Consider the following 25,957-nt stretch of genomic DNA (forward strand, 5'->3'; position numbering starts at 1 on the left):
AATCGATTTCATCGGAGGGAAGCCATGAGCAGCATGAAAGACCGCGAAGAGGGTTTTGAGCGCAAATTCGCCTTCGACGAAGAACTTCGCTTCAAGGCTTCCGCACGCCGCAACAAGGCGCTCGGTCTGTGGGCCGCCGAAAAGCTGGGCAAATCCGGCACTGACGCCGACGCCTATGCCAAGGAAGTTGTGGTTTCCGATATCGAGGAAGCCGGCGATCACGACGTATTCCGCAAGATCCGCAAGGATTTCGACGCCGCCGGCGTCGACCAGTCGGATCACCAGATCCGCCGCACCATGGACGAACTGATGGCGCAGGCGATCGAGCAGATCAAGAACACCTAGAGCGAGTAGCGCTGGACCAATCGACCGCCCGGTCCAGCCGGGCGGTTTTTCTTTGCCTTTTCAGCCTTTTCCGGCTGAAACTGTGCGTAGGCCTGTTACAAGGCTCTACCCAACGAGGAAAGCACCCATGTCCCTGAAGTCACGCCTGGCGGCGGATGAAACGCTGTTCACCGCCTGGTCCGGCGTTCCGGACGCTTTGACGGTCGAAATCATCGCCAAGCAGGGTTTTGACGCCGTCACCCTCGATATGCAGCATGGCGGACACCACGAAGACTCGGTCTTGCGCGGCCTGGTGCCGGTGCTGGCCGCCAACAAGCCGGCGCTGGTGCGCATTCCGGTCGGCCGCTTCGACATGGCCAGCCGCGCCCTCGATTTCGGTGCCGAGGCGGTGATTGCACCGATGGTGAATTCGGTGGCCGATGCAAAACTCTTTGCCGCGGCGATGAAATATCCGCCGATGGGCGAGCGCTCCTGGGGCCCGACCTATGCTTTTCCGCGCCATGGCAAAGGCGACCACGCCGAATGGCTGCGCGACACCAATCAACGCACCATGGCCTTTGCCATGGTCGAAACGCGCGCCGCACTCGATGCGCTGGACGGCATCCTCGACACGCCGGGCATTGACGGCATCTTCCTCGGCCCATCGGATTTCTCCATCGCCTGGTCGAATGGCGCCACCGTCAATTCGACGCTGGAAAGCATGATGGAAACCGTCGCCTCCATCGCCGAGCGGACGCGCAAGGCGGGCAAGCATGCGGCAATCTACGTCGTTGAGCCGGCGATTGCCGGCCGCGTCGTGGCGATGGGCTACCGGCTGCTGGCGATGGGCTCGGACCATGCGCTGATTTCGCTCGGCGCAAAGATACTCATCAAAAGCATGAACGATTCGATCAAGGGCTGAGGCGTGGTGCCTTGCCCGGTCAGGCCTTGAGGTCGGTCAGGAACTTGGCGAAGGTCATCGACCCTTCCGGCCACGGGCCGAAGCCGGCATCCTCATTGAGGTGACCGGTTTCGCCGGCATCGATGAACAGCGAACCCCAGGCGCCGGCAATGTCCTCGGCAACCTCGAAGGCGCAGAACGGATCGTTGCGGCTGGCGATGACGATGGACGGGAAGGGCAGCGGTTCGCGTGCATAGGGGCCAAAGGTCATCAGGTGACGCGGCCTTATCTCCGGGTTGGCGACGTCGGGCGGCGCGACAAAGAACGCACCGGCGACCGGCTTCCTGAACTGCGGAATGGCCTGCACCGCGGCCGCCACGCCCAGGGAATGGGCAACGATCACCACCGGCCGCTCGGCCTCGTTGACAGCGTTCGCCACGCTCGCCGTCCAGTCCTCGCGCACCGGCTTCGACCACTCCGCCTGCTCGACCCGGCGCGCCGTCGACAGTTTCGACTGCCAGCGTGTCTGCCAGTGTTGGGGGCCGGAATTGGTGTAGCCCGGCACGATCAGAATATCTGCGTCTTTGACTTTCATGGCGCTGAGATAGCGAGCGGCCGTGTCTCGTGCAACCCGCGCTGACGCATGCGGTGCATCACAATTGTGAACAACCTGTTCGATTCTTTCCATCTTGTGTGAACGATCAGGATCGACGATTTGAGGCAGGAAGAGATGGACGACAGAATAGACTGGTGGCGCGGCCTGGGATAATGCGCTGAACGGAGAGTTTTATGAGCGAACTGCCTTTTGCCGCGACGACCCCCGTCAGCGTGTCACGCGTGGGCCTGAAGGCGCGCGACGCCGAAGGACTTGCCGATTACTACCGGGCTGTTGTCGGCCTGCAGGAATTGAGCCGCGCCGATGGCGCCATCACGCTGGGCGCTGCCGAGCGCCCGCTGCTGGTGATCGAGCCTGATGCAGCGGCCAAGCCCGACGATCCGCGCAGCGCCGGCCTGTTCCACACCGCTTTCCTGCTGCCCAGCCGCGCCGATCTCGGCCGCTGGATAAACCACGCCGCCGCCAACAAGATCCGCATCGAGGGCGCCTCCGACCATCTGGTCAGCGAGGCTCTCTACCTGACCGACCCCGAAGGCAACGGCATTGAAATCTATAGGGACCGTCTGCCGCAGGAGTGGAAGTGGAACGGCGACAAGATCGCCATGGCGACCGAGCGGCTGAACCTGGCTGCCGTGGTTGGCAGCGTGCCGGCCGGTGACGCCGGCTGGCAGGGCGCGCCGCAAAACAGCATTGTCGGCCATGTCCATCTGCGCGTCGGCCGGCCGGAAGATGCCGAGGCCTGGTGGCACGACGAATTTGGCTTCGACACGGTCGCTAAGTATGGAGGGCAGGCGGTGTTCCTGTCGTCGGGAGGCTACCACCATCATATCGGTGGCAATTCGTGGCACAGCGCCGGCGCCGGGCGCCGCGATCCGTCCCGCTCAGGGCTGGCCTGGGTCGAGATGCGCTCGGACAGGACAACCGCTGAAACCACGCGGGAAGATCCGTGGGGCACGGTGATCCGCACCGTGCCGGGCGCCGCCGGCTGAGCGCCCGCTCGGTTCTTACAAGGAATTGGCGGCGTAGCCCGTCAGCAGCCCATGCGCCCAGCTGTCGAAGCCGGTGGCTGTCGCGCGGCTGGACGCCTCGGTCCAGTCATAATTGACCACGTGATGGCTGAACGACCATTGTCCGTCCTTGCGCGTAGCGAGGGCGTAGCGGGCATGCGGACTGCCGGTCACGGTCAGGCCGGGGAATGCCTGGACGCCGACGCTGCCCGGATTGAGGATTGTCCGGTTGTCCGACAAGCGCACAACGCGCGGCGTATGTGTATGGCCGCACAAGGTCAGCCCGGCGCCGGCGCTGCCGAGCTTGTGCCTGATCTGCTTTTCATTGGACGGGTGGAAGTGGCTGCCTCCATCTTCCTCGAGCAGGAACACATTGTCGTCACTGGGGCTGCCGTGGCAAAGCAGGATGTCCGGGGTAGGCGACAGGGTGACCGGCAAGGCCGAGAGCCAGGTCAATGACGCCTGGGAGAGGCGTTGGTGGGTGAAAGCATCGACGTCTTCCAACCCGGAAGCAGGCGGCTCGACCAGCACACGGTCGTGATTGCCGCGCACGGTCGGCCAATTCTGCGCCATCAGATATTGCGCGGTTTCTTCAGGCCATAGCGGCCCGGAAAGACAATCGCCCAGATTGACGATGATGTCGGGAGAAGCGTCTTTGATCTGCGCATGAACCGCCTCAAGCGCGCGCAGGTTCCCATGGATGTCGGAAAGGACAGCCAGCCGCATGGAAGATCCTATCCGAAAACCCGCTTGAAGATCGTATCGACATGCTTGGTGTGATAGCCCAGGTCGAACTTCTCGCGGATCTCGGCTTCGGGCAGCGCTGCCGTGACTTCCTTGTCGGCCAACAATTCCTCAAGGAAATCAGCGCCATGTTCCCATACCTTCATGGCGTTGCGCTGCACCAGGCGGTAGGCGTCCTCGCGGCTGACGCCGGCTTGCGTCAGCGCCAAAAGCACGCGCTGCGAATGCACAAGGCCACGGAACTTGTTCATGTTCTTCAGCATGTTGTCGGGATAGACCAGCAATTTGTCGATGACGCCGGTCAACCGCGACAGCGCGAAATCGAGTGTTATCGTGGCGTCCGGGCCGATCATGCGCTCGACCGAGGAATGCGAAATGTCGCGCTCGTGCCAGAGCGCGACATTCTCCATCGCCGGCAAGGCCATGGAGCGCACCATGCGGGCAAGGCCGGTGAGGTTTTCGGTCAGCACCGGGTTGCGCTTGTGCGGCATTGCCGACGAGCCCTTCTGGCCCGGCGAAAAATACTCTTCCGCTTCCAGCACCTCGGTGCGCTGCAGATGGCGGATCTCGGTCGCCAGCCGCTCGACCGACGAGGCGATGACGCCGAGCGTGGCAAAGAACATGGCATGGCGGTCGCGAGGGATGACCTGCGTCGACACCGGCTCCGGCTTCAGCCCAAGCTTTTTCGCCACATGTTCTTCGACATAGGGATCGATGTTGGCGAAGGTGCCGATCGCGCCCGATATGGCGCAGGTGGCAATATCCTCTCGCGCGTGCACCAGCCGCTCGCGGCAGCGTGAGAACTCGGCATAGGCCTGCGCCAGCTTGACGCCGAACGTGGTCGGCTCGGCATGAATGCCGTGGCTGCGGCCGATGGTGACGGTGTCCTTGTGCTCGAAGGCCCGGCGCTTCAGCGCGGCGAGCAGGCCGTCGAGGTCGGCCAGCAGGATATCGCTGGCGCGGCCGAGCTGCACCGCAAGGCAGGTGTCGAGAACATCCGATGAGGTCATGCCCTGGTGGATGAAACGCGCATCCGGCCCGACGAATTCGGCGAGATGGGTGAGGAAGGCGATGACGTCGTGCTTGGTGACGGCCTCGATCTCGTCGATCTTGCCGACGTCGAATTTTGCCGCATTGCCCTTTTCCCAGATGGTCTTGGCGGCTTCCCTGGGGATGACGCCGAGCTCAGCCAGCGCATCACAGGCATGGGCCTCGATTTCGAACCAGATGCGGAAGCGGGTTTCCGGCGACCAGATGGCGACCATTTCCGGCCGGGAATAGCGAGGGATCATCCGTCAGTCCTGATGTGTCCGTGGTTAAGTGCGCGTCCTAACAGAGGCGGACCGAATGCTCAACGCTGCTGGCGCGCAAACCACACGCTGGCGGCGGCAAGCGCGATGAATCCGAGCGGAAAATAGAGCCTGATACCCAGCACCACGAATTGGTAGAGCGCCGTCAGCGAGGTGAAGACCAGTTCGAACGCCCACCGGGCGGTGAAGGCCTCCGCGTGCCATTCGGCATAGTAGGAGCGGTATTGCAGCGCAAACAACCCGCCGGTGAAGGCGAGCGTCGTGGCAAGCAGGCAGACGAAGGCGGCGGCGAACGCCACTTCCCAGTGCCGGTCGAGCGAGACCAGCCGCGCCGCGAACAACCCGACGGGAAAGGCCAATGCCGCGCCGGTCGCAAACAGCAGGGCGACGAAGCGGATCTTTTCCGGGGTCTCCCAATTGTCGAGCCAAAGACCGGTCAGCGCGCTGGCGCCCATGGCCATCGCCCACAGCAAGGCGCCGACAAGCGCCGCGCCCGTCGATGGTATGGCGCGGCTGACGCGATTTCCGGCGCGCTTGCGCCAGCTGGATTGATCGAGCGCAGTCACAGGCGTCCGGTCACGGCGATCCAGCGAAAATCCGGCCCTTCGAAGCCGTATTGGCGCACCGCGATCAGCACCGCATAGGCGCTGATGCTGTCCATCGAGAACGTCTGCACCGCGCCGATCCTGTAGCCGTTCGGGCAGCCACGGCTTTTCGGGATCGATTTATCCTCATGCAGCAGATGGGTCCGGCCGCCATCCCTGGCCTCGATCCGCAGCAAGCGAAAACCGTTGACCTCGCCCTGGCTCTGGCAGCTTTCGGTGTCATTCATGCCGATCTCGTCCAGCCGGAATTCCAGCGGCGGGTCGACCGGCGAAAAGATCGGCCGTGGGTTCACCACCATGCGGAACGGGTCGACCGACAATTCGGTCACCGGGTTGAAGCCGGCGGTGATGCCGCGGTTTGCGGTGAGTTCGGCCTGCACAACGACGGCTTCGCCCTTCTGCCTGGCCTGCTGACGGGCCGTATCGAGCGAGGCGGTCTCATCCTCCAGCCGGACCCGGATTGGCGTGCCCTTCAGGAACGTGTCGTCGGCGGTGTTGATGTAGTAGCGATTGGCATAGGGAAAGCCCGAAGCGTCTGCCACACCGTATTCCTCGAAGGCGAAGACGCCGCCATCCTTGCTGAAGCCGAGGATTTCAAGCTCGGCGACATCGCCCGCTCGGGCGGCCATGGCGGATGCCAGATGGACCAGCAGGCAAACGCCAATCAGGACGAGATTTCGCATCGGGGTTCCGCTCCGCCTGCCTTGGTTCGATCGTTCCCTATCACGAGACAGTCAAAACATCGTGCTATTCAAAAGGCGATGCATCCAATTTCGCCTCTGTTTGTTATCGTCGATCGTTTTCAAAAGGAGAACACCCCATGACTGAGGCCAGCAAGATTCGCGAGCATATGGAAGTGGTCGGCGCCGACGGCGTTCACATCGGCACCGTCGACAGGGTCGATGGCGAGCGGATCAAGTTGACCAAGGCCGACAGCGGCGAGGGCGCCCATCAGGGGCATCACCACTACATTCCCTTGAGCCTGCTTGCCGAGGTCGAGGGCCAGAAAGTCTGGCTGTCGGCGAATTCGGATGTCGCGGTCAGCTTCGAGGAAGAGGAGTCCGACGCGACCTGACTGAAAGTCAGCGCGACGACCACACCGCAAACAGATCGCCATCGGCCGGCGTCGCGGCGTGGATGCCGCGGCTGATGGCGCGCGCCATGGTGGCGCCGGCGGCGGCAAAGAAATCGACGGCATCGTCGGCGCTGAGTTCTATGCCGCTCTTGCCCGTCGCCAGCGCGAACACCAGATCGCCGTCAGCCGGCGTGTGCACGGGCCAGATGGCGCGCACGAAGCCGTCATGCGCTGAAATGGCCAGCCGCTTGGCTGCCGCCTTGGTCAGCACGGCGTCGGTGGCGATGACGGCGATGGTGGTGTTGCCACCGGCCTCGGCTTGTCCACCGACACGCTTGTCGCGGTGTTTCAACAGGATCCGCCTGGCGTCGTCCGGCATTGGCGAGGGATAGCCGAGGCCTCCGAATTCATCGCCGATCTCGAAGGGTGCTGCCCAGAAATAGCGGGTCCGCGCGATCGTTACCGAGCCGGTCGGGTTGGCGGCGGCGAGTGCGCCGATGGTGACGCCGCTGTCGAGCACAGTCGAGGCAGAGCCAAGGCCGCCCTTCAGGCCGGAACTCAGCGCCCCGGTGCCGGCGCCGATTGTGCCGAGCGGAAAGTCGACTGTTGCCGCCTGGGCGGCTTCGTAGCCAAGGTCACGGTAGGGCGGGTACTGGCCCCAATCCTTGTCGCCGCCATTGCGCAGGTCAAACAGGATCGCCGCCGGCACGATCGGCACGCGAAAGCCGCCGACATTGATGCCTATGCCGTTTTCACGCAACGCCGCCTGCACGCCCGATGCGGCGTCGAGGCCGAAGGCCGAACCGCCCGAGAGAACCACGGCATGGACCGCCTCGATGGAATTGTGCGGTTCGAGCAGGTCGGTCTCGCGCGTGCCCGGCGCGCCGCCGAGGATCTGCACGCCTCCGACCGCCGGTTCATCGCACAGCACGGTCGTGACGCCCGATTTCAACCTCGCGTCCGACGCGTTGCCGACGCGCAGGCCGGCGACATCGGTGATCAGATTGCGCGGTCCGGTGCGAAACATCAGTTCGTCTCCGCCGGCACGAAACGCGTCCCGTCGAAGCGGAAGGCGCGATAGAGGTTTTGGCTCAGATCGCCTTTGTCGTCGAACCGCAGCGGACCGATCGCGGTGGTGAAATCATGCCCGGTTAGCGCGTCGGCCAGCCCCTTGCCGGAGCCCTCGGACACCGCCGAGGCCGTCTTGGCGATCTCCACCGCCGCATAGGCAGGCAAGGAATAGCCATCAGGCGCGATGTTTTTGGCCGTAAACGCCGCCAGCACCTTGGGATCGGCGACATCGGCCCATTCCGGCGGCGCGATCATCAGCGTGCCGATGGCGTAAGGCACATCGCCGGGTGGCGTGCGCAAATTCTCGCCGCCGGCAAAAACGATGCCGGCCTCGAGCTGGCCGGCGTCGCGGCCCATAATGGCGATGTCGTCGCCGTCGCCACCGGCAAAGACATGCGTCGCGCCCGCCTTCTTCAGCCGGCCGATCAGCCCGATCTGGTTGTCGAGCTGGGGCCGGAACGTGTCTGTGAAGACCGGCTTCAGCGCCGCCTGTTCGGCCGCGGCGCGCAGCGTCTCGGCGATTTCGCGGCCATAGATGGTGCCGTCGTCGACGATGGCGAACAATTCGCTTTGCCACAGCCGGGTGAGGATGCCGGCCACGGCATTGCGCTCGTCGTCGCCGCGCGGCCCCAGCCGATAGACCGGCCAGCCGGTTTTGGCGCGGCGATCGGTCAGGCTTTCGGTGCGCACGCCAACGGTGATGACCGGTATGTTGGCGTCCTTGAGGATCGGCAGCGCCGCCTGGATCGCCTCGGTGCAGAGGAAGCCGACGACGATATCGACCTTCGCAGCGGCGAATTCCCTGGCGGCGGCAGCCCCGCCATCGGCGGTGCAGGCATCGTCGACCGTCCTGATCTCGGCGCCGTTGGCTTCTGCTGCCAGGGCAGCGCCCGCCTCGATCTGCTTGCCCAGGATCGCCGACGGACCGGACAGGGGCGCGGCGACGCCGACATGCAGCGTCTGCGCGCCGGCGCTTGCCGGCAGCAGCCAGAGCAGTGCCGCTATTACAGCTGTTGGGGGTCGCATTTTGACGACGAATTCCTCCGTGCCGGTCGCATGCTTCCAGCGTCTCTTGTGCCAAGACCTAAAGGCTGCCCGCCCCAGGCGCAACACGGGAATTTGCGGATTGGCGTCAACCACTTCGCTTGTGGCCTATTGTGTGCCGCCATATATAACGCTTGGGTTCCCGCTTATGGAAAATCATCGGTGTTGAAGTTGAACGACATAGGGCCTCAGGCCTATCGCGACGCGATGGCGCATTTTGCCGGCCACGTCCATGTGGTGACCACCGACGGCGCCGCCGGCAAGCGCGGCACAACGGTGATCGCCGCCTGTTCGGTGTCGGACACGCCGCCGACCGTGCTCGTCTGTCTCAACCGCGAGAACGTCAAGAACGAGCTGTTCGTGCAAAACGGCCGGTTTGCGCTGAACACCCTGGCTTCGCACCAGCAGCCGCTATCGGTGGCGTTTTCAGGCCTGACCGGGCTGTCTGCCGATGAGCGTTTCGCGCTTGGCGAGTGGGACGTCGTATCGACCGGCGCGCCTACCCTGAAGGGCGCTCTTGCGGTTTTTGACTGCGAATTGATGGACACCAAGGATCTCGCCACCCATCGTGTGCTTTTTGGCAAGGTGACAGGCCTGCGCATGGGCGATAATTTGCGGCCGCTGATCTACCACGCCCGCGACTACCACGTGCTGCAGAGCGGAGCAGAGGCGGCAACGGAGAAAGAATGACCGAGCTGAAACCGCGCCCCGCGCCGCGGACGATCGACGAAACGCTCGATCTCCTGACCGGCGCGGACTACGTCGCGGACCGCTCGCTGGCAACGGTGCTGTTCCTGTCCCTGCGCATGCAGCGGCCGCTGTTCCTTGAAGGGGAGGCCGGCGTCGGCAAGACCGAGATCGCCAAGGTGCTGGCGCAGGCACTCGGCCGCCGGCTGATCCGCCTGCAATGCTATGAGGGGCTCGACGTCTCGTCCGCTGTCTATGAGTGGAATTACGCCGCGCAGATGATAGAGATCCGCATGGAGGAGGCGGCAGGCTCGGTCGACCCCTCCGACATGGAGCGCAATGTCTTTTCCGAAAAATACCTGATCCGCCGCCCGGTGCTCGATGCGCTGACCGGCAAGGCGGGTGCGGCCCCGGTGTTCCTGATCGATGAGCTCGACCGCACCGACGAGGCTTTCGAAGCATTCCTGCTCGAAATTCTGTCCGACTTCCAGGTGACGGTGCCCGAGCTTGGCACGATCAAGGCGGAGGAGCCGCCGATCGTCATCATCACCACCAACCGCACCCGCGAAATCCACGACGCGCTGAAGCGGCGCTGCCTCTATCACTGGGTCGACTATCCCAATGCCGAGCGCGAGCTGGAGATCGTGCGCCGCAAGGTGCCGCAGGCCAACAGCCGACTTTCCGCGGAAGTGGTGTCGTTCATCCAGAAGCTGCGCCGGGTCGAGCTGTTCAAGGCGCCGGGTGTCGCCGAAACCATCGACTGGGCCGGCGCGCTGACCGAACTCGACAAGGTGGCGCTCGATCCCGAAACCGTCTCCGACACGATCGGCGTTTTGTTGAAATACCAGGACGACATTGCCCGCATCGGCGCGGGCGAGGGCCGGCGCATCCTCGATGAGGTCAAGGCCGAACTGGCGGCGGCGGAGTAGGGCAGTGAAGGCGCCGGGTGCTTACTCCAAAGAGACCGACCCCAGAGAGGCGACGGAAGACGGGCGCATCGCCGACAACATCGTCTATTTCGCCCGCACCTTGCGCAAATCCGGCATGCGGGTCGGGCCGGCTTCGGTCAAGGATGGGATCGAGGCGGTGCTGGCAGCCGGCATCGGTTCGCGCGACGATTTCTACTGGACGCTGCATGCCGTGCTGGTGTCGCGGCACGAGGATCACCCTGTTTTCGACGAAGCCTTCCGGCTGTTCTGGAAATCGCGCGAGCTGATCGAGAAACTTCTGGCGATGTTCTCGCCTGTGGCGCCCGACACCAGGGAGAAGCAAAAGCCGCGCGCGGCAGAAAACCGCGTCAGCCAGGCCATGTTCGAAGGCCACGAGAAGAATCGGCCGGTCAGGGAAATCCCGGAGATCGAAGTCGACGCCCGGCTAACCTTCTCCGGGAATGAAGTGCTGCGCGGCAAGGACTTTGCCCAGATGAATGCCGACGAGATGGCAGACGCCAAGAAGGCGATTGCCCGGCTGCGGCTGCCGTTCGACATGGTCCGTACCCGACGCTTCAAGGCAGACCTGCATGGCCGCCGTATCGATCCACGCGCCATGATGCGCTCGGCCGCGCGCACCGGCGGCGAACTGATCCTGCCGAAATTCCGCTCAGCCCGCGAAGTGCATCCGCCGCTGGTGGTTCTCGCCGATATCTCCGGTTCGATGAGCCAGTACACGCGCATCTTCCTGCACTTTCTGCATGCGCTGACCGAAAAACGGCGGCGCGTGCACACCTTCGTCTTCGGCACGCGGCTGACCAATCTCACGCGGCAGATGCGCCATCGCGACCCCGATGCCGCCCTTGCCGACTGCTCGGCGGCGGTCAAGGACTGGTCGGGCGGCACCCGCATCGGCGATACGCTGGCGGAGTTCAACAAGCACTGGTCACGCCGCGTGCTCGGGCAGGGCGCGGTGGTGCTTTTAATCACCGACGGTTTGGAGCGCGACGATGTTTCCGGCCTGTCGCAAGAAATGGATCGCCTGCACAAATCCTGCCGGCGGCTGATCTGGCTCAACCCGCTTCTGCGCTTTGGCGGCTTCGAGGCGCGGGCCCGCGGCGTCAGAGCGATGCTGCCTCATGTCGACGAGTTCCGCTCGGTACACAATCTCGATGCGCTGGCCGACCTCTGCGCCTCGCTGGACAAGAAATCCGCCGCTTCGGTCGATCCGCGTCGCTGGCTGGACGCTGGTGTCAGGCGCGCCGCATAGCCATATTGGATTCCGAAAACAGGCTCCCAGAGAAAAACAGACTTTGAGGCAAGCGATCATGGACAACAGCATCTATCTCGATGAAGCCCGCGATCCGCTGATTATCGCGGAGGGCTGGATGAAGGACGGCAAGGATGTCGCCATCGCCACTGTGGTCGAGACCTGGGGTTCGGCGCCGAGGCCGGTCGGCAGTCATCTGGTCATCGACGCCGAAGGCAATTTCCACGGCTCGGTCTCGGGCGGCTGCGTCGAGGGCGCCGTGGTAAGCGAGGCGATCGACGTCATCGACAGCGGTAAGGCCAAAATGCTGGAGTTCGGCGTTGCCGACGAGACCGCCTGGCAGGTCGGCCTATCCTGCGGCGGCCGCATCAAGGTCTATGTGGAGCGGCTCGGTTAGGCATGGATCCCTACGCTCTCAAAGCCCTCAATGCCGAACGCCGGGCCCGCCGCGCCGCGATCCTGGTCACCGATCTCGGCGACGGCCGCGACCGCATCGTGCGAGAAGGCGACCAGGTTGCCGGCGATCTCGGGCAAGCGATCGCCAAGGCTTTCCGCACCGGCAATTCGGGTTCGGTCGAGGCTGAAGGGCGCACCTTCTTCCTCAACGCGCATTTGCCGCAGCCGCGCCTGGTGGTAGTCGGCGCCGTCCATATCAGTCAGGCGCTGGCGCCGATGGCCAGGATCGCCGGCTATCCCCTGGAGATCGTCGATCCGCGCACCGCCTTCGCCACCCCGGACCGTTTTCCCGATGTAGCACTCCATGCCGAATGGCCGGAGGATGTGCTGAAACGCCAGCCGCTCGACAGCTATACGGCGCTCGCCGCCGTCACCCATGATCCGAAGATCGACGATTTCGCACTGAAGGCCGCGCTCGACGCCAACTGTTTCTATGTCGGCGCACTCGGCAGCCGCAAAACACACGCCAGGCGCGTCGAGCGCCTGCTGGCGCTCGGCGCCAGCGCCGACCAGATCGCCCGCATCCACGCACCGATCGGTATCGACATTGGCGCGGCGAGCCCGGCCGAGATCGCCGTCGCCATCCTGGCGCAGACGATCCACGCCTTTCGCTCGCGCGGGCTGGAATCGAAAGGCGCTGCGGCGTGAGATTCGGTCCGGTTCCAATCGACCAGGCCGAAGGCGCGGTGCTCGCGCATGCCACCACGGCGGGTGAGCGACGTTTCCGCAAGGCGCACACGCTGAGCGCACAGGACGTGGCGGCGCTGAAAGCAGCCGGCATTACCGAAATTGTCGCGGCGGTGCTTACCGCTGATGATCTGAGCGAAGATGCGGCGGCTGAAAAGATCGCCGCTAGCATGATCCATCGCAACATCGAGGCAAAACCCGCCGCGACCGGCCGGGTCAATCTCCATGCCAAGGCAGCCGGTGTCTTCACCGTCGATGCCGCCATGATCGACGCTATCAACACGGTCGACCCGACCATCACCATTGCCACGCTGGCGCAGCACGCGCCGGTCGAGCAAGGCCAGATGGTGGCGACGGTCAAGATCATCCCGTTCGCCGTCGCCTCGGCTTTGGTCGACAAGGTGGTGAAAATCTGTGCCGGTGGCGAGATCTTCGCCGTCAACGCTTATCGGCCGGTGCGCATCGGCGTCATCCAGACGGTGCTGCCCGGCATCAAGGCCAGCGTGCTCGACAAGACGCTGCGCGTCACCGAGGCGCGGCTGGCACGCTCCGGCGGCCGGCTGACCACAGAGCGCCGCACGCCGCATGAAATTGCGCCCCTCGCCGAGGCAGCGGCCGCGCTGGCGCGCGACAACGACATGGTGGTGATCTTCGGCGCCTCGGCGATGAGCGATTTCAACGATGTCGTTCCGGCGGCGATTGAACGCGCGGGCGGCACGGTGATCCGCGCGGGCATGCCGGTCGATCCCGGCAATCTGCTGGTGCTGGGCACGCTGGACGGCAAGCGCGTCATCGGCGCGCCCGGTTGCGCCCGCAGCCCCAAGGAGAACGGTTTCGATTGGGTGCTCGACAGGCTGATCGCCGGTCTCGACGTCACCGCCAAGGACATCGCCGGCATGGGCGTTGGCGGCCTCTTGATGGAAATCCCGACCAGGCCGCAGCCGCGCGAGCCGCTGCCGGCGAGAGCCGGGCTGAAGGTCGAGATCGTGCTTCTGGCCGCCGGTCGCTCCAGCCGCATGGGCGGGCCGAACAAGCTTTTGGCGCTGTTCGACGGCAAGCCGCTGGTGCGCCGCACCGCTGAACGGGCGCTCGATTCCAAGGCTTCTGCCACCGTTGTCGTCACCGGCCATCAGCGCGAGCGGGTGCACGCCGCGCTCTCGGGCCTCGACGTGATCTTCGCCGACAATCCGGATTTTGCCGACGGCCTGTCCTCGTCTCTAAAAGCCGGCATTGCCCGCGTTGGAGCCGAGGCGGCCGGCGCCATGATCGTCCTCGGCGACATGCCGGGTATCTCATCGGCCGATCTCGACCGGTTGATCGAGGCCTTCCGTAGGGACGGCGGCCGCTCAGTGGTGCGTGCCGCCCATGACGGCCGCCGCGGCAATCCGGTGCTGCTGCCACGCGCGCTGTTTGGAGGCATCGCTCACCTCGAGGGCGACACCGGCGCCCGCCATCTGGTCGAGGCCGAGGGACTGGATGTCATTGACGTCGAGATCGGCGACGGCGCGTCGGTCGACGTCGACACCCGCGAGGCGCTCGAAGACGCCGGCGGCGTGCTGCAGGATTGACAAAGCGAAGCCGAAAAACGCATGCCTTTAGCATGGCTCTCTCTTTACTTGCCTCAGCGCTTCTACCCCCCTCTGGCCTGCCGGCCAGGCCGGCAGGCCAGAGGGGGGTAGCCGCGTTCCATACCCTTCTGGTTTCACTTCTTTTCTTGTTCTCCGCCGCCCACGCGGACGCGCTCGAACTAAAACCCTACAAGGATGACCTCTTCGCCTATCCGGCGACGCTCTCGTCCACGGACAAAGGCGCCTACACCGTCATCGACTATCGCGAGATGCGCGACATCAACGACCGCGACGAGGTGCCGGAAAAGCGCGTGCAGGCTAAGTATACCGACACCGGCGTGCGCAAGGTGCAGCGGGCTTTGATGCTGAAAACCGATGCCGGCGATGTCAGGCATGTCGCCGTAGGCAAGACCGAAGGCGCCGGTATCATCGTGCTTTACCTGCACGGGCAGGGCGGCAGCCGCAAGCAGGGCGTCGACGACTTCACCTTCGGCGGCAACTTCAACCGAATCAAGAACCTGATGGCCGGCAATGGCGGCCTCTATCTCTCACCCGATTTCACCGATTTCGGCGACAAGGGCGCGGCCCAGGTCGCGGCGCTGATCGGCCACTATGCCGAGGCCTCGCCGGACGCGAAAATCTTCGTCGCCTGTGGCTCGATGGGTGGTGCGCTGTGCTGGAAGCTGGCCGGCCGCAACGATACGGGACGGCGCATCAACGGGCTGCTGCTGCTCGGCTCGCTATGGGATGACAGTTTCCTGTCGAGCCCGGCCTACAGGCGCCATGTGCCGGTGTTCTTCGGCCAGGGCAGCAAGGACCCGGTCTTTCCCGTGGAGAAGCAGGAGGCCTTCTTCCGCTCCATCATTGCGAACTCGAAAGCTTATCCGACCCGGTTCGTCCGGTTCGAGACCGGCACCCATGGCACGCCGATCCGCATGGTCGACTGGCGCCAAACGCTGAACTGGATGCTGTCGAAGGCGCCCTGAGGCATATCGCCCAGAGGTGCCCCTTGGTTTTGGCAATCATGGTTCGACCGATATCCTCTTAGGTGTAGGCTGATATGATCCAACAGATCGGAAGCACAGCGATGGACGCCCACCCCTTCAAGATCCAAATTCCGAACGAACAACTTGAAGATCTCCAGCGCCGGCTTAGCGCAACAAGATGGCCAATTCCGCTAAGCGAAGCGGGCTGGAGCGATGGGGCCGAGCTGCCGTTCATCAAGCGCCTTGCGGATTACTGGCGAGACTGCTTCGACTGGAGAGTGCAAGAGGCGCGGCTGAACCGGCTGCCGCAATATCTGACGAGGCTGAACAACCTAGATGTCCACTTTGTCCACCAGCCAGGCAACGGACCGGCGCCGCTGCCGCTGATCATAACGCATGGCTGGCCCGGCTCGTTCATCGAAATGGAACACGTCATTCCATTGCTGGCAGACCCAGCTGCCCATGGTGGTGACCCGGCCGACGCTTTCCACGTGGTAGTTCCCTCCTTGCCCGGATACGGCTTTTCCCAGGCGCCGACGGAACCAGGCTTCCATTCCGGCCGCATCGCGGAATTATGGGTACAGTTGATGCGCGGGCTCGGCTACGACCGCTTCGCTTCCCAAGGAGGCGACATCGGCGCGGGCGTTTCCGCCTGGATGGCACGGCTCCATTCCGAAAGCGTGCTTGGCGTCCACGTCAATTACATTCCCGGGAGCTATCGGCCACCCTTGGGTGCAGGTCTGCCACCTGTCACCGTTGAGGAGCAGGCCTTTCTGGAAAAGGCCGCGGCCTGGACGGCAACGGAGGGCGCCTATGCCCATCTGCAGGGCACGAAGCCTCAGACGCTTGCTTATGCTCTGACAGACTCGCCGATCGGTCTCGCAGCCTGGATGATCGAGAAGTTCCGTACCTGGAGCGATTGCGACGGTGACGTGGAGCGTACCTTCGGCATGGACACGCTCCTTACGGATGTTTCGCTCTATTGGTTCAGCAACGCGCTCACCTCGTCCTTGCGGCTCTACAAGGAGAATCGACTGTTCCCTCTTGCGTTCGAGACGCTGGAACGCGTTTCGCCGCCATTTGGGGTAGCGCTTTTCCCTCGCGAGTTGCCGATGCCGCCTCGATCCTGGGTGGCGCGGGTCTTTGACGTTCAGCGATGGACATCGATGCCGCGAGGGGGCCATTTCGCTGCGCTGGAGGAACCGAGTCTTCTGGTCGAGGACATTCGCGCCTTCTTCCGGCCGATGCGTTCCCGGCCTGAAACGAGAAGGCGAATGTGAAGGACTGCTTGAGCGCGGCGGTTCCTGGTAAGATCCCTACGGCGCGGTGTTGTAGTCGACCACCGTCTGCGGGTTCTCCTCGCCATCGTAAGACGCGTCCACATCATATTGGACGAGGGAAAAATCGCCGTTACGGAACAGGTATATCCCCTTGTCCGAGGCGTCGCCGATGCCGCGCCATTTGTTGAACGTGGTCAGCGTCTTGGCGTCTTCGTCATATTCGGAATTGGCCGCCCAGCCGGATGTGCGGAAGCCGATGATATCCATGCCCAGGAGTTTGCCGTCGCTGTCATTGTTCTCGTAACGGATATCCATTTCGGGCTCGGTGAACTGCAACTGCCGCAAGCCCGATACTTCGTCGGTCATGTAGTAGACCGAACTTGCGTTATAGGCTGCCGCTTGGCAGTAGAACTCGAAAAGCCGCGTTTCCTTGTCGGGATCGCTGGCAGCCGCGTCCTTTGCCTTGTATTTGATCGAAAAGATGTTCGGCTCGTCGCCGAGAAATTGCTTGTCACACTGATCGCCATAATCGGCGGCGAACAGTTTCTTCACCTGCTCGAGTGCGGTGTCCTTCTTCGGCGGCGGCGGCCCGTCACCACAGCTTGGCGGCAGCGCCTCCTCGAAATCGGCCTTGGACGGCTTCAGCGCGCCCTTGTCGATAAAGATCGGGCGGAATGGCGGGGCCTGGATCTGAGCGCTGACCTGGCGCAGCGTGTAGCAGCCGGCGAAGACCGCTTCATTGCCGTTCTTGTCGGTGGCGCGGATGGCGACCGGAACGCTGTAATAGATGCTGCCGGCTGCGCCCTCGTCGGAAACAGCACCGGTTTCGACGTCGACCCTGCCGGTGCCGTCATAGCCCTTGACGAAGGTATTGAAATCCTTTGCCGGCTTGGTATCGCCGTAGTAAGCCCAGGCGCGGGCGAATTCGTGCCGGTTGATGGCGCTGTAGAGCGAGCGGATGACGGCTGCGGCATCCGACCTGTCATCGACGTAAGGGGCTTGGTCATCGGCTGCCGGTTCATCGTCGGCGAACACAGCCTGGCCGGATGCGGCAAGGGAGCAAAAGGCGGCCGCTGCCAGAAAGACGCGTCTCATCGGAGAATCTCCACCACGAAAGGAGCCTATCATAGAGATTGCGGCGACGTGGTGACGCTTGAAGAATCGCCCGGGAAGGCGCTACGTCCCGCGGTCGGCGCTTCAGCCGCAATGGAGATTTGACGTGACACTATCGATGTATGAAGCCTCGGTGCCGGTGTTTTCGGCCAGGCTGAAGGCGCTGTCCGGCGTGCTGTCGGCAGCCGAACAGAATGCAACTGAACGCAAGATCGACCCGCAGGTGTTTTTGACCGCGAGGCTGGCGCCCGACATGTACGCGCTGGTCAGGCAGGTGCAGGTCGCCACCGACCACGCCAAGGGCGCGCCATCACGGCTGGCCCGTCGCGAGGTGCCGAAATACGAAGACAATGAAGCGACCTTCGCCGAGCTTCAGGCGCGCCTGACCAAGACGCTCGATCTGCTGGCGTCATTCTCGGCCGCCGAATTCGATGGTTCGGATGACAGGGTGGTCGAACTGAAGTTTGGCCAGCGCGAAGTCTCGATGCCCGGCATGCAGTATCTGCTGCATGTCGCCATGCCCAACTTCTATTTCCACGTGACCACGGCTTACGACATCCTGCGCCACAACGGCGTGCCGCTGACCAAGGGCGCCTATCTCGGTAATCGTTGAAGCATTCGCCGTTGCGAGGTTTCCCGGCCGCTGCCGGGAAACTTCGTTTGGCGCTGGTTCAGCGCCAAGGCTTACTCAACGCAGTGACATTTCGCGCGCGATGCGCGGGAAATCGGCCGGCTTGACGCCGATGTCGGCGCGGTCGGCATTGCTCATCAAGTGCAGCAGTGCCAGGGCGGAACGATAACGCTGATGCTCCTGCGGACGCGGACGGGCAAACATTTCAGTGAAGAACCCCATGATTCGGCCCCTTGTTGATCCTCCACGGCGCCGAGTATAGGAAAATTGTGAAGATTGTGCAGTGCAGCATTTGCATGGCAGCCATGCCAAGCGATTTTTTTTCGGCACAATTGCCGCGTGCGCTGAAACTTGTGGCGCATCCCCACCGTATGCATAGACGCTGGCACATGGCCGGCTTTTCCTCGCCACTCCTGGCGAATTTCCGGACTGCATGCAAATGCAGTCCGGCTTTTTGTTGGGTCTTGCGCATCGCCAACCGGGCCCGCCCAAACCTCGCAAACGCCTAAACTGGTTAAGATCAGCGGCATTCATTTTTAACGAGCCGGTTCTATGCTGCGACCGGCTCTGTTCGCACGCTTAAACGAGGGGGAGGCTGACATCGGCGCCAAGCGGGATTTCGCTTCCTTGCTCGACGATCTGTTCGTTGCCTCCGACAAGGACGAGGCGGGCGAGGAGACCGGCGCGCGGCCGTCGATCCCGTTCGACTATCTCTCCGTGGCCGACGAGCTTCATTCCGGCCGGATCAAGGTCTCGGGCGAAACATTCGCCGCCGAATACCGCGAGGCGGGAGCCGATCTGGCCGCAGAATTTGCCGCCCTTCTCGATCATGCCAAGCTGGCGCTGGCCGGCGAGGAGGCAAAGCCCGAGGAAAAGCTGCCGCCGATCGACCCTGACGCGATCGCCGTCGAGCTCGGCCTCGATCATCCAGTCAAGAACGCCGATCTCGGCCGCATGCGCCGCAGCTTCGCCTTCGCCAACCACCCCGACCGCGTCGCGCCGCATCTGCGCCAGCGCGCCATGATCCGCATGCAGGTGGCCAACATGCTGATCGACGAGGCCAAGCGGCGCGCGCTGGCCGGCGCAAGGCGCTAACTTTTCCTCCTTCACGCAAAAGTCGGTCCGCTGAGGGTTGGAGAGCGGCGCCGCTTTCCCTATAGATGCGACTTCCTTCCCGCGCTGTCGCGCCCAGCATTCCCGCCGGAGAAATTCCATGCACAAACGCCGTCTCGGTCGGACCGATCTTCTTGTTACCCAGATCTGCCTGGGGTCGATGACCTGGGGCGAGCAGAACACCGAGGCCGATGGCCACGCGCAGATGGATCTGGCTTTTGAGCGCGGCGTGAATTTCATCGACACCGCCGAGCTCTACCCGATCCCGCCCAAGGCCGAGACGCAGGGGCGCACGGAGAAGTTCATCGGCAGCTGGATGAAGGCCAACGGCAACCGCGACAAGGTCATCCTGGCCTCGAAAGTGGTCGGCCGCACCGCCAACAGCTGGTTCCGCGGCGGCCGTCCGTCGAAGCTGGTGCGCGCCGACATCTTTGACGCCATCGACAAATCGCTGTCCAAGCTCGGCACCGACTATCTCGATCTCTATCAGATCCATTGGCCGGAGCGCGACATCCCCTGGGGCGCCAACCCGACCCGCGTGGGTGCTGTGCCGCGCCGTGCCGATGCCGTTGGCGCGCCGCCCGGCGAGACGCCGATCGCCGAGACGCTGGCTGTCTTCGATGAACTGGTGAAGGCGGGAAAGATCCGCCATCTCGGCCTGTCGAACGAAAGCTCCTGGGGCGTCATGCGCTTCATTGCCGAGGCCGACAAGGGCGTCGGCCCGCGCGTCGTTTCGCTGCAGAACGCCTACAATCTGGTCAACCGCACGTTCGAGGTGAACCTCGCCGAGGCCTGCGAACGCGAGGATGTCGGCTTTCTCGCCTATTCGCCGCTGGCGCAGGGCTATCTCACCGGCAAATACGACCATGGCGCACGGCCGCAGGGTTCGCGCTCGCAGCTGTTCAACCGCGGCCAGCGCTACGAGACGCCAAATGCGGCGGAGGCGCAGCTCGCATACAATAAACTGGCGCGTTCCTTCGGCCTTGAACCGGCGCTGTTTGCCAACGCCTATGTCGCCAGCCGGCCTTTCGTCACTTCCAGCATCATCGGCGCGACGACGATTGCCCAGCTTGAGATGGCGCTGTCGTCAGCCGACGTGACCTGGACCGACGAGATGCAGAAGGGCGTGGATGCGATCCACCAGCGCGTCGGCAATCCGTGCCCATAAGCAGACCGTTTGGCCGGAATTGCCGAGCAAAGACAAGGGGAAGGGGACAGCCATGGATTTTCCGATCGAGACCGTCAGGGGAAAATTTCCGGCGCTGGACCTGACCGATAAGGGCCGCCGGCGCATCTATCTCGACAATCCGGCCGGCACCCAGGTGCCGCAAGCGGTTGCCGACGCGGTGGCGCGCTGCCTCCTGACCACCAACGCCAATCTCGGCGGTTATTTCGAAACCACGCTTGCCGCGCAACAGGTGGTCGACGGCGCCCATGCGGCGATGGCCGATTTCCTGGGTGCAGCGAGCGCTGAGGAAATCATCATCGGCGCCAACATGACGACGCTGACCTATCACATGTCGCGCACGCTCGGCCGCGGCTTCAAACCGGGCGACGAGATCATCGTCACCCGCATGGACCATGAGGGCAACGTCTCGCCCTGGCTGCAACTGGCCGAAGACCTTGGCCTCGTCTTGCGCGTCCTGCCCTTCGACGAGAACAGCTGGCAGGTCGAGGAGGCGGCATTGAGCGCTCTGCTTACCGACAAGACGCGGCTCGTTGCGCTGAACTATGCCTCGAACCTCACCGGCTCGATCAATCGGGTGAAAGCACTGACCGCCATCGCCAAACAGGCCGGCGCGGTGGTCTATGTCGACGCCGTGCAGTTCGCGCCGCATGGGCTGGTCGACGTGCAGGACCTCGGCTGCGACTTCCTGGTCTGCTCTGCCTACAAGTTCTTCGGCCCGCACATGGGCATTCTTTGGGGCCGCCGCGACATCATCGATGCGCTGAAACCCTACAAATGCCGTTGCTCGTCCAATGGCCTGCCGGAGCGCTTCGAACTCGGCACGCCGCAGATCGAACTGATGGCCGGACTTACCGCAGCGGTCGATTACTTCGCCGAACTCGGTGCTGCGGCCGGCGAGGGCGGTTCGCGAAGGCAAAAGATCGCAAAGGCATACGAAGTGTCGATCGCCTACGAAAACCCGCTGGCGCTGAGGCTGATCGATGGGCTGTCCGCCATTGAGGGCCTGACCATCCGCGGCATCACAGATCAGAAGCGTGTCATTGAGCGCGTGCCGACCGTGTCCTTCACCGTCGACGGCATCGTGCCAGAGACGATCGTGCGGCAGATGAATGCCGAGAACATTTTTCTATGGTCGGGTCACAACTACGCCTGGGAGATCGTCCACCATCTCGGCATTCCGGCCGAGCAGGGCGTCGTGCGCATCGGTATTGCGCACTACAACACGGCGGCAGAGATCGACGAGACGTTGGAAAGCGTGCACCGGGTGATCGCCATGCTGAGGCAGCAGCGCTAGTCAGCTATCGCTGTTTGCCGCCGAAACCGGTGAGGAACGCCGTGAGATTGTCGCCGAGCGCGTCGCAGAGATAGCCGCCTTCCTGGACGATAACCGTCGGCAGGCCGAGCTTGGCAATTGCCTCGCCGATCCGCGAGAAACCGGGCGTGGTCACCGAAAGCCCGCCGAACGGATCGCCTTCGAACGCATCGAGACCCAGCGCCACGACCAGCGCATCCGGCGAGAAGGCGCGGATACGCTGGAACGCCACTTCGATTGCTTCGAGAAACGCCGCGTCGGCGGATTTGCGCGGCAGCGGCAGGTTGAAATTATAGCCGAGGCCCGGCCCTTCGCCGCGCTCATCGGCATGGCCCCAGAAGAACGGGTAGAAGCGCACCGGATCGGCATGCAGCGACACCGTCAGCACGTCCGAGCGCGTATAAAAGATGCCTTGCGTGCCGTTGCCATGATGCAGGTCGACATCGAGGATCGCCACGCGCGCCGCCTGCTTGCGCAACACTTGCGCTGCGACCGCCGAATTGTTGATGAAACAGAAGCCGCCGGCGACATCGGCAAAGGCATGATGGCCGGGCGGCCGGCAGAGCGCATAAGCGGCAGGCGCGCCCGATATCACCGCTTCGGCTGCCTCGACTGCACTCCAGGCGCTCCACAGCGCGCTGTGCCAGGTTTCGGCCGAGATCGGGCAAGCGGTGTCGGCCATGTGGTAGCCGGCCTGGCCGACCGCCGAGGCCGGATAGGACCCTGTGCGGGCCAGTGGATGGATGTTGGGGGTGACTTCCGCGGATGCGCCCTCGATGCGCTGCCAGCGCGCAAAAATGTGTTCGAGGAAGGCGAGATACTCCGGCGTATGCACGGCCGCCACCGGGCCTAGGCCATGTTCCCTGGGCCGCTCGATCATCAATCCGGCGGATTTTGCGCCGGCTAACAATCGCTCTGCCCGCTCCGGCTGTTCGGGATTGGGCTGCGGCGCACCGCTGGACAGAAAGGCCTTCGGGTCGTGGCGTTTCTGCTCCTCGGCAAAGAAGGCTTTCATTCCGCGTCCCCATCCTGCGCTGCATCGGCAAAGGCGAAAAAGGCATCGCCAACAATCTTCCGCGTCTGCTCGTAGCTCGACCAGGCGATGCCCAGTCTCTCATAAAAAGCCTTGGCGCCGTCATTGTCGGTGTCGACGGACAGCCTGAGATAGGCGCCGCCGTCCTTGCGGCAGTCGCGCGCGACCCGGCGCAGCAGTTTTTCGCCGATCTTGCGGCCGCGAAACCGGTCCTCGACATAGAGATCCTGGATATAGACGCCGGGCCGTCCCATCCAGGTCGAGAAGATCGGGAAATGCAGGCACAGGCCTGCGAACTCGCCGCCTGCCTCGGCGATCACGGTGGAGAAGGCGGGTTTGTCGCCAAAGCCGTAGCGGCGGAGATCGTCGGCAGTGGACGTGATCTCCTGATGCGCGCCGATATGGGTGCCGAGCTTGAGCAGCGCGGCATGGATGGTGTCGATGTCGTCGATGGTGCCGGGGCGGAGGGTGACTGTACTCACGATAGGCAAGGCGCCCAGGCACCCCCCTCTGTCCTGCCGGACATCTCCCCCTCAAGGGGGGAGATTGGCAGCCTTGGCGCTGCCATCCATTTTGCAACGATTGAGATTGGCGAAGGCCGCAGTGACATCCGATCTCCCCCCTTGAGGGGGAGATGGCCGGCAGGCCAGAGGGGGGGGTGCCAGAACGCCATCATCGCAGATCAATCATCTCAAAACGCCACCCTATCACCGCCCTTCAGCGCCAGCATCTCGCGCGCCTCGGTCGGCGTTGCGACCTCCAGCGACAGGCCATCGAGAATAGCGCGTATCCTGCGCACCTGGTCGGCATTGGCTTTCGCCAATTGCCTTCCATCGTAGAGACTGTCCTCCAGCCCGACGCGGACATTGCCGCCCATCGCCGCCGCGATCGAGATCAGCGGCATCTGGTGGCGGCCGGCGGCGAGCACCGAGAACTGGTAGCTGTCGCCGAACAGCTTGTCGGCGATGCGCTTCATATGGATGAGATTGTCGGGATCGGCGCCGATGCCGCCGAGAATGCCGAGCACGAACTGGATGAACAGCGGCCCCGACACCAGCCCGCGGTCGCGAAAATGCGCCAGCGAATAGAGATGGCCGACATCGTAGCATTCGAACTCAAAGCGCGTGCCGCAGCCCTTGCCGAGCTTTTCGAGCACGCCTTCCATATCGGCAAAAGTGTTCTTGAAGATGGTGTCGCGCGTGGCTTCGAGCAGCTTTGGTTCCCACTCGTGCTGCCACTCCCTTGGCTTGTCGAGCATCGGGAACAGCGCGAAATTCATCGAGCCCATGTTCAGCGAGCACATTTCCGGCTCGGCCCGCAGCGGCGCGGCCAGCCGCTGGTCGAGCGTCATCAGCGACGAACCGCCGGTGGTGATGTTGATCACCGCATCGGTCGCTTGCTTGATGCGCGGCAGGAACTGCATGAACACCTCAGGATCGGCGGTCGGCCGGCCGTCTTTGGGATCGCGGGCGTGGAGATGCAGGATTGAGGCGCCAGCCTCGGCCGCCGCGATGGCGTCGGTCGCGATCTGGTCCGGCGTCACCGGCAGATAGGGCGACATGGACGGGGTGTGCACCGAACCGGTGACCGCGCAGGTGATGATGACTTTCCTCGGCGCCATTCTTTAGCCCTCAGCCTTCGACCGGCAGGTCGAGTTCGGCGGCCAGAACTTCCAGCGAATCGCCGGTGATGGAAATGATCTCGCCGACCTGCTCAGCCGTGACGATCATCGGCGGCGCGACCATGAAATTGTCGCCGTCGACGCCGCCCTTGACCCTGCGGCCATAGATGATCAGCCCGCGTTCATAGGCGAGGTCGAGCAGCCGCTGCGTGGCTTTCTTGCCCTGCTCGATCGGCCGCAGCGTCTCGGGATCGGCGACCATTTCTGCGCCGGTGAGCAGGCCTTTGCCACGCACATCCGCAATGAACGGGAAGCGCTTGGCCAGCCCTTTCAACCCGTCCATCAACACGTCGCCCATGGCGGCGGCGTTGGCGATCAGGTCGAGCCGATCCATTTCGCCCAGCACGGCGAGCCCGGCGGCGCAGGCGAGCGGATTGCCGGCATAGGTGTGGCCGTGCTGGAAGCCGCCCGACGCCAGCAGCGGCTCGACCAGCCGCCTCGGCGCGGCCAGCGCGCCGAGCGGCGCATAGCCGGAGCCCAGCCCCTTCGACAGCGCGACGATGTCGGGCTTGCAGTTCCAGTGATCGCCGCCAAGGAATTTTCCGGTGCGGCCGGCGCCGCTCATGACTTCGTCATGGATGAGCAGGATGCCGTAGCGGTCGCAGATCTCGCGGATGCGCGGATAATAGCTGTCCGGCGCCACCAGGGCGGACGTCGCGGCACCGCCGATGGGCTCCATGATGAAGGCGAGCACGCTGTCCGGGCCCTCGGCCTGGATCTTCTCCTCCAGCATGTCGGCATAGCGGATGCCGCGCTGTTCCATCGACAGGTTGTCGCGGTCGCGCCAGGCGGTCGGCGCCGGCACGGTCGGCATCACCCGCATCATCGGTGTAAAGGTCTCGGCCAGCGCATCGTCGCCGGTTATCGAAAGCGAACCCAGCGTGCCGCCATGATAGGAGGGAAAACGCGTGATAACCTTCCAGCGCTTCGGCTGGCCGGTCGCGACCGCCCATTGCCGCGCCAGCTTGATGCAGGATTCCGTCGCCTCCGAACCGCCGGAGACGAAGAAGATTCGGTCCATGCCCTCCGGCAGTTTGCCGGCGAGCTCCCGCGCCAGTTCTTCCGCCGGTTCGTTCTCGAAATGCAGCCGGTAGGCGAAGGTGGCGCGGTCCATCTGCCGCTTCATGGCATCGAGCACGTTGCGGTTGGAGTGACCGATATTGGCGACCATCGGCCCGCTCGATCCGTCGATGAAGCGGCGGCCGTCCTGCGTCCACATATAGATGCCTTCGGCGCGGTCGATCAGCGGCCGGCGCAGGCTGGAGAGGTAGAACAGGTGCGATGGCGCGCGCGTTTCTGAACCAGTTGATGAGGGCTTCTGCATG

At 63.8% G+C, this 25,957-nt stretch carries 29 protein-coding genes; 16 read left to right on the forward strand and 13 right to left on the reverse strand.

Features of this window, described 5'->3' with window-relative positions; genetic code table 11:
• The first annotated feature begins 24 nt into the window (after window positions 1–24).
• Window positions 25–345: a DUF1476 domain-containing protein gene (locus ACYG97_RS07385; RefSeq protein WP_023669091.1), complete on the forward strand. Its 321-nt coding sequence runs from the start codon at window positions 25–27 to the stop codon at window positions 343–345.
• A gap of 127 nt (window positions 346–472) precedes the next feature.
• Window positions 473–1,246: an HpcH/HpaI aldolase family protein gene (locus tag ACYG97_RS07390; RefSeq protein WP_023669090.1), complete on the forward strand. Its 774-nt coding sequence runs from the start codon at window positions 473–475 to the stop codon at window positions 1,244–1,246.
• 19 nt (window positions 1,247–1,265) lie between these two features.
• Here the strand turns inward: ACYG97_RS07390 and ACYG97_RS07395 are convergent, their stop codons facing one another.
• The gene (locus ACYG97_RS07395) at window positions 1,266–1,820 is read right to left on the reverse strand and encodes an RBBP9/YdeN family alpha/beta hydrolase (RefSeq protein WP_023694132.1); all 555 of its coding nucleotides are present in this window, start codon (window positions 1,818–1,820) and stop codon (window positions 1,266–1,268) included.
• 194 nt (window positions 1,821–2,014) lie between these two features.
• Between ACYG97_RS07395 and ACYG97_RS07400 the strand changes: the two genes are divergently transcribed.
• On the forward strand, window positions 2,015–2,830 hold the full coding sequence (locus ACYG97_RS07400; RefSeq protein WP_023726920.1) for a VOC family protein: 816 nt from the start codon (window positions 2,015–2,017) through the stop codon (window positions 2,828–2,830).
• Between the two features lie 15 nt (window positions 2,831–2,845).
• Here the strand turns inward: ACYG97_RS07400 and ACYG97_RS07405 are convergent, their stop codons facing one another.
• The 4 genes from ACYG97_RS07405 to ACYG97_RS07420 are packed head-to-tail and all read right to left on the reverse strand — an operon-like array spanning window position 2,846 to window position 6,190.
• Window positions 2,846–3,574: a metallophosphoesterase family protein gene (locus ACYG97_RS07405; protein WP_023734534.1), complete on the reverse strand. Its 729-nt coding sequence runs from the start codon at window positions 3,572–3,574 to the stop codon at window positions 2,846–2,848.
• Between the two features lie 8 nt (window positions 3,575–3,582).
• Window positions 3,583–4,884, reverse strand: a complete 1,302-nt coding sequence (purB, locus tag ACYG97_RS07410; protein WP_023734535.1) for an adenylosuccinate lyase — start codon at window positions 4,882–4,884, stop codon at window positions 3,583–3,585.
• Window positions 4,885–4,943: 59 nt separating this feature from the next.
• Window positions 4,944–5,408 (reverse strand): hypothetical protein, encoded by a 465-nt coding sequence (locus ACYG97_RS07415; protein WP_023726917.1) that lies wholly within the window; start codon window positions 5,406–5,408, stop codon window positions 4,944–4,946.
• A gap of 56 nt (window positions 5,409–5,464) precedes the next feature.
• Complete coding sequence (locus ACYG97_RS07420) at window positions 5,465–6,190, reverse strand: DUF2259 domain-containing protein (protein WP_023734536.1); 726 nt, start codon at window positions 6,188–6,190, stop codon at window positions 5,465–5,467.
• 137 nt (window positions 6,191–6,327) lie between these two features.
• On the opposite strand from ACYG97_RS07420, the gene ACYG97_RS07425 reads away from it, so the two are divergent.
• The gene (locus ACYG97_RS07425) at window positions 6,328–6,582 is read left to right on the forward strand and encodes a DUF2171 domain-containing protein (protein WP_023684896.1); all 255 of its coding nucleotides are present in this window, start codon (window positions 6,328–6,330) and stop codon (window positions 6,580–6,582) included.
• 7 nt (window positions 6,583–6,589) lie between these two features.
• Here ACYG97_RS07425 and ACYG97_RS07430 read toward each other — a convergent pair whose 3' ends face one another.
• Both ACYG97_RS07430 and ACYG97_RS07435 read right to left on the reverse strand, forming a co-directional pair.
• Entirely contained in the window at window positions 6,590–7,609 is a 1,020-nt protein-coding gene (locus ACYG97_RS07430; RefSeq protein WP_023734537.1) for a P1 family peptidase, read from the reverse strand.
• Entirely contained in the window at window positions 7,609–8,679 is a 1,071-nt protein-coding gene (locus ACYG97_RS07435; protein ID WP_023734538.1) for a branched-chain amino acid ABC transporter substrate-binding protein, read from the reverse strand. Before ACYG97_RS07435 ends, ACYG97_RS07430 begins: the two co-directional genes overlap by 1 nt.
• Before the next feature lie 180 nt (window positions 8,680–8,859).
• Here ACYG97_RS07435 and ACYG97_RS07440 point away from each other — a divergent pair, with 180 nt between their 5' ends.
• The 8 genes from ACYG97_RS07440 (at window position 8,860) to ACYG97_RS07475 (ending at window position 16,560) form a co-directional block, all read left to right on the forward strand.
• Entirely contained in the window at window positions 8,860–9,387 is a 528-nt protein-coding gene (locus ACYG97_RS07440) for a flavin reductase (RefSeq protein WP_023734539.1), read from the forward strand.
• Window positions 9,384–10,313 (forward strand): AAA family ATPase, encoded by a 930-nt coding sequence (locus ACYG97_RS07445; RefSeq protein ID WP_023734540.1) that lies wholly within the window; start codon window positions 9,384–9,386, stop codon window positions 10,311–10,313. Before ACYG97_RS07440 ends, ACYG97_RS07445 begins: the two co-directional genes overlap by 4 nt.
• Before the next feature lie 4 nt (window positions 10,314–10,317).
• Complete coding sequence (locus ACYG97_RS07450) at window positions 10,318–11,583, forward strand: vWA domain-containing protein (protein ID WP_023734541.1); 1,266 nt, start codon at window positions 10,318–10,320, stop codon at window positions 11,581–11,583.
• 58 nt (window positions 11,584–11,641) lie between these two features.
• Complete coding sequence (locus ACYG97_RS07455; protein ID WP_023734542.1) at window positions 11,642–11,980, forward strand: XdhC family protein; 339 nt, start codon at window positions 11,642–11,644, stop codon at window positions 11,978–11,980.
• A gap of 2 nt (window positions 11,981–11,982) precedes the next feature.
• Window positions 11,983–12,687 carry an XdhC family protein gene (locus ACYG97_RS07460; RefSeq protein WP_023734543.1) on the forward strand — a complete coding sequence of 235 codons (705 nt, stop codon included), beginning with the start codon at window positions 11,983–11,985 and terminating at the stop codon, window positions 12,685–12,687.
• On the forward strand, window positions 12,684–14,294 hold the full coding sequence (locus ACYG97_RS07465) for an NTP transferase domain-containing protein (RefSeq protein WP_023734544.1): 1,611 nt from the start codon (window positions 12,684–12,686) through the stop codon (window positions 14,292–14,294). The genes ACYG97_RS07460 and ACYG97_RS07465 overlap by 4 nt, the downstream gene beginning before the upstream one ends.
• A 146-nt stretch (window positions 14,295–14,440) precedes the next feature.
• Window positions 14,441–15,280 carry an alpha/beta hydrolase gene (locus ACYG97_RS07470; RefSeq protein WP_023734545.1) on the forward strand — a complete coding sequence of 280 codons (840 nt, stop codon included), beginning with the start codon at window positions 14,441–14,443 and terminating at the stop codon, window positions 15,278–15,280.
• Window positions 15,281–15,354: 74 nt separating this feature from the next.
• A complete protein-coding gene (locus ACYG97_RS07475) occupies window positions 15,355–16,560 on the forward strand; it encodes an epoxide hydrolase family protein (protein ID WP_245260884.1) in 1,206 nt (401 codons plus the stop codon).
• A gap of 36 nt (window positions 16,561–16,596) precedes the next feature.
• On the opposite strand, the gene ACYG97_RS07480 is transcribed toward ACYG97_RS07475, so the two are convergent.
• Window positions 16,597–17,655: a DUF1176 domain-containing protein gene (locus ACYG97_RS07480; protein ID WP_023734547.1), complete on the reverse strand. Its 1,059-nt coding sequence runs from the start codon at window positions 17,653–17,655 to the stop codon at window positions 16,597–16,599.
• 124 nt (window positions 17,656–17,779) lie between these two features.
• Here ACYG97_RS07480 and ACYG97_RS07485 point away from each other — a divergent pair, with 124 nt between their 5' ends.
• Window positions 17,780–18,286 (forward strand): DUF1993 domain-containing protein, encoded by a 507-nt coding sequence (locus ACYG97_RS07485; RefSeq protein WP_023734548.1) that lies wholly within the window; start codon window positions 17,780–17,782, stop codon window positions 18,284–18,286.
• Window positions 18,287–18,361: 75 nt separating this feature from the next.
• On the opposite strand, the gene ACYG97_RS07490 is transcribed toward ACYG97_RS07485, so the two are convergent.
• A complete protein-coding gene (locus ACYG97_RS07490; RefSeq protein WP_023734549.1) occupies window positions 18,362–18,526 on the reverse strand; it encodes a hypothetical protein in 165 nt (54 codons plus the stop codon).
• Between the two features lie 330 nt (window positions 18,527–18,856).
• Here ACYG97_RS07490 and ACYG97_RS07495 point away from each other — a divergent pair, with 330 nt between their 5' ends.
• The 3 genes from ACYG97_RS07495 to ACYG97_RS07505 all read left to right on the forward strand — a co-directional run bounded on the left by ACYG97_RS07495 (window position 18,857) and on the right by ACYG97_RS07505 (window position 21,900).
• A complete protein-coding gene (locus ACYG97_RS07495) occupies window positions 18,857–19,399 on the forward strand; it encodes a hypothetical protein (protein WP_023731182.1) in 543 nt (180 codons plus the stop codon).
• 118 nt (window positions 19,400–19,517) lie between these two features.
• Window positions 19,518–20,585: an aldo/keto reductase gene (locus ACYG97_RS07500; RefSeq protein ID WP_023734551.1), complete on the forward strand. Its 1,068-nt coding sequence runs from the start codon at window positions 19,518–19,520 to the stop codon at window positions 20,583–20,585.
• 52 nt (window positions 20,586–20,637) lie between these two features.
• On the forward strand, window positions 20,638–21,900 hold the full coding sequence (locus ACYG97_RS07505; protein WP_023734552.1) for a cysteine desulfurase-like protein: 1,263 nt from the start codon (window positions 20,638–20,640) through the stop codon (window positions 21,898–21,900).
• 4 nt (window positions 21,901–21,904) lie between these two features.
• Here ACYG97_RS07505 and ACYG97_RS07510 read toward each other — a convergent pair whose 3' ends face one another.
• The 4 genes from ACYG97_RS07510 to ACYG97_RS07525 all read right to left on the reverse strand — a co-directional run bounded on the left by ACYG97_RS07510 (window position 21,905) and on the right by ACYG97_RS07525 (window position 25,956).
• On the reverse strand, window positions 21,905–22,933 hold the full coding sequence (locus tag ACYG97_RS07510) for a histone deacetylase family protein (protein ID WP_023734553.1): 1,029 nt from the start codon (window positions 22,931–22,933) through the stop codon (window positions 21,905–21,907).
• A complete protein-coding gene (locus ACYG97_RS07515) occupies window positions 22,930–23,433 on the reverse strand; it encodes a GNAT family N-acetyltransferase (protein ID WP_031262449.1) in 504 nt (167 codons plus the stop codon). Before ACYG97_RS07515 ends, ACYG97_RS07510 begins: the two co-directional genes overlap by 4 nt.
• Window positions 23,434–23,642: 209 nt before the next feature.
• Entirely contained in the window at window positions 23,643–24,572 is a 930-nt protein-coding gene (locus tag ACYG97_RS07520) for a beta-keto acid cleavage family enzyme (RefSeq protein ID WP_023734555.1), read from the reverse strand.
• Between the two features lie 10 nt (window positions 24,573–24,582).
• On the reverse strand, window positions 24,583–25,956 hold the full coding sequence (locus tag ACYG97_RS07525) for an aminotransferase family protein (protein ID WP_023734556.1): 1,374 nt from the start codon (window positions 25,954–25,956) through the stop codon (window positions 24,583–24,585).
• Window position 25,957 lies beyond the last annotated feature (1 nt).

The organism is Mesorhizobium sp. W067 (assembly GCF_054719525.1).

Bases quoted from the DNA above. Each gene is read 5' to 3' on its own strand.
- ACYG97_RS07385 (WP_023669091.1), top strand. From the start codon at position 25: ATGAGCAGCATGAAAGACCGCGAAGAGGGTTTTGAGCGCAAATTCGCC.
- ACYG97_RS07390 (WP_023669090.1), top strand. From the start codon at position 473: ATGTCCCTGAAGTCACGCCTGGCGGCGGATGAAACGCTGTTCACCGCC.
- ACYG97_RS07395 (WP_023694132.1), bottom strand. From the start codon at position 1,820: ATGAAAGTCAAAGACGCAGATATTCTGATCGTGCCGGGCTACACCAAT.
- ACYG97_RS07400 (WP_023726920.1), top strand. From the start codon at position 2,015: ATGAGCGAACTGCCTTTTGCCGCGACGACCCCCGTCAGCGTGTCACGC.
- ACYG97_RS07405 (WP_023734534.1), bottom strand. From the start codon at position 3,574: ATGCGGCTGGCTGTCCTTTCCGACATCCATGGGAACCTGCGCGCGCTT.
- purB (WP_023734535.1), bottom strand. From the start codon at position 4,884: ATGATCCCTCGCTATTCCCGGCCGGAAATGGTCGCCATCTGGTCGCCG.
- ACYG97_RS07420 (WP_023734536.1), bottom strand. From the start codon at position 6,190: ATGCGAAATCTCGTCCTGATTGGCGTTTGCCTGCTGGTCCATCTGGCA.
- ACYG97_RS07425 (WP_023684896.1), top strand. From the start codon at position 6,328: ATGACTGAGGCCAGCAAGATTCGCGAGCATATGGAAGTGGTCGGCGCC.
- ACYG97_RS07430 (WP_023734537.1), bottom strand. From the start codon at position 7,609: ATGTTTCGCACCGGACCGCGCAATCTGATCACCGATGTCGCCGGCCTG.
- ACYG97_RS07435 (WP_023734538.1), bottom strand. From the start codon at position 8,679: ATGCGACCCCCAACAGCTGTAATAGCGGCACTGCTCTGGCTGCTGCCG.
- ACYG97_RS07445 (WP_023734540.1), top strand. From the start codon at position 9,384: ATGACCGAGCTGAAACCGCGCCCCGCGCCGCGGACGATCGACGAAACG.
- ACYG97_RS07455 (WP_023734542.1), top strand. From the start codon at position 11,642: ATGGACAACAGCATCTATCTCGATGAAGCCCGCGATCCGCTGATTATC.
- ACYG97_RS07460 (WP_023734543.1), top strand. From the start codon at position 11,983: ATGGATCCCTACGCTCTCAAAGCCCTCAATGCCGAACGCCGGGCCCGC.
- ACYG97_RS07475 (WP_245260884.1), top strand. From the start codon at position 15,355: ATGATCCAACAGATCGGAAGCACAGCGATGGACGCCCACCCCTTCAAG.
- ACYG97_RS07480 (WP_023734547.1), bottom strand. From the start codon at position 17,655: ATGAGACGCGTCTTTCTGGCAGCGGCCGCCTTTTGCTCCCTTGCCGCA.
- ACYG97_RS07490 (WP_023734549.1), bottom strand. From the start codon at position 18,526: ATGGGGTTCTTCACTGAAATGTTTGCCCGTCCGCGTCCGCAGGAGCAT.
- ACYG97_RS07495 (WP_023731182.1), top strand. From the start codon at position 18,857: ATGCTGCGACCGGCTCTGTTCGCACGCTTAAACGAGGGGGAGGCTGAC.
- ACYG97_RS07500 (WP_023734551.1), top strand. From the start codon at position 19,518: ATGCACAAACGCCGTCTCGGTCGGACCGATCTTCTTGTTACCCAGATC.
- ACYG97_RS07505 (WP_023734552.1), top strand. From the start codon at position 20,638: ATGGATTTTCCGATCGAGACCGTCAGGGGAAAATTTCCGGCGCTGGAC.
- ACYG97_RS07510 (WP_023734553.1), bottom strand. From the start codon at position 22,933: ATGAAAGCCTTCTTTGCCGAGGAGCAGAAACGCCACGACCCGAAGGCC.
- ACYG97_RS07520 (WP_023734555.1), bottom strand. From the start codon at position 24,572: ATGGCGCCGAGGAAAGTCATCATCACCTGCGCGGTCACCGGTTCGGTG.
- ACYG97_RS07525 (WP_023734556.1), bottom strand. From the start codon at position 25,956: ATGCAGAAGCCCTCATCAACTGGTTCAGAAACGCGCGCGCCATCGCAC.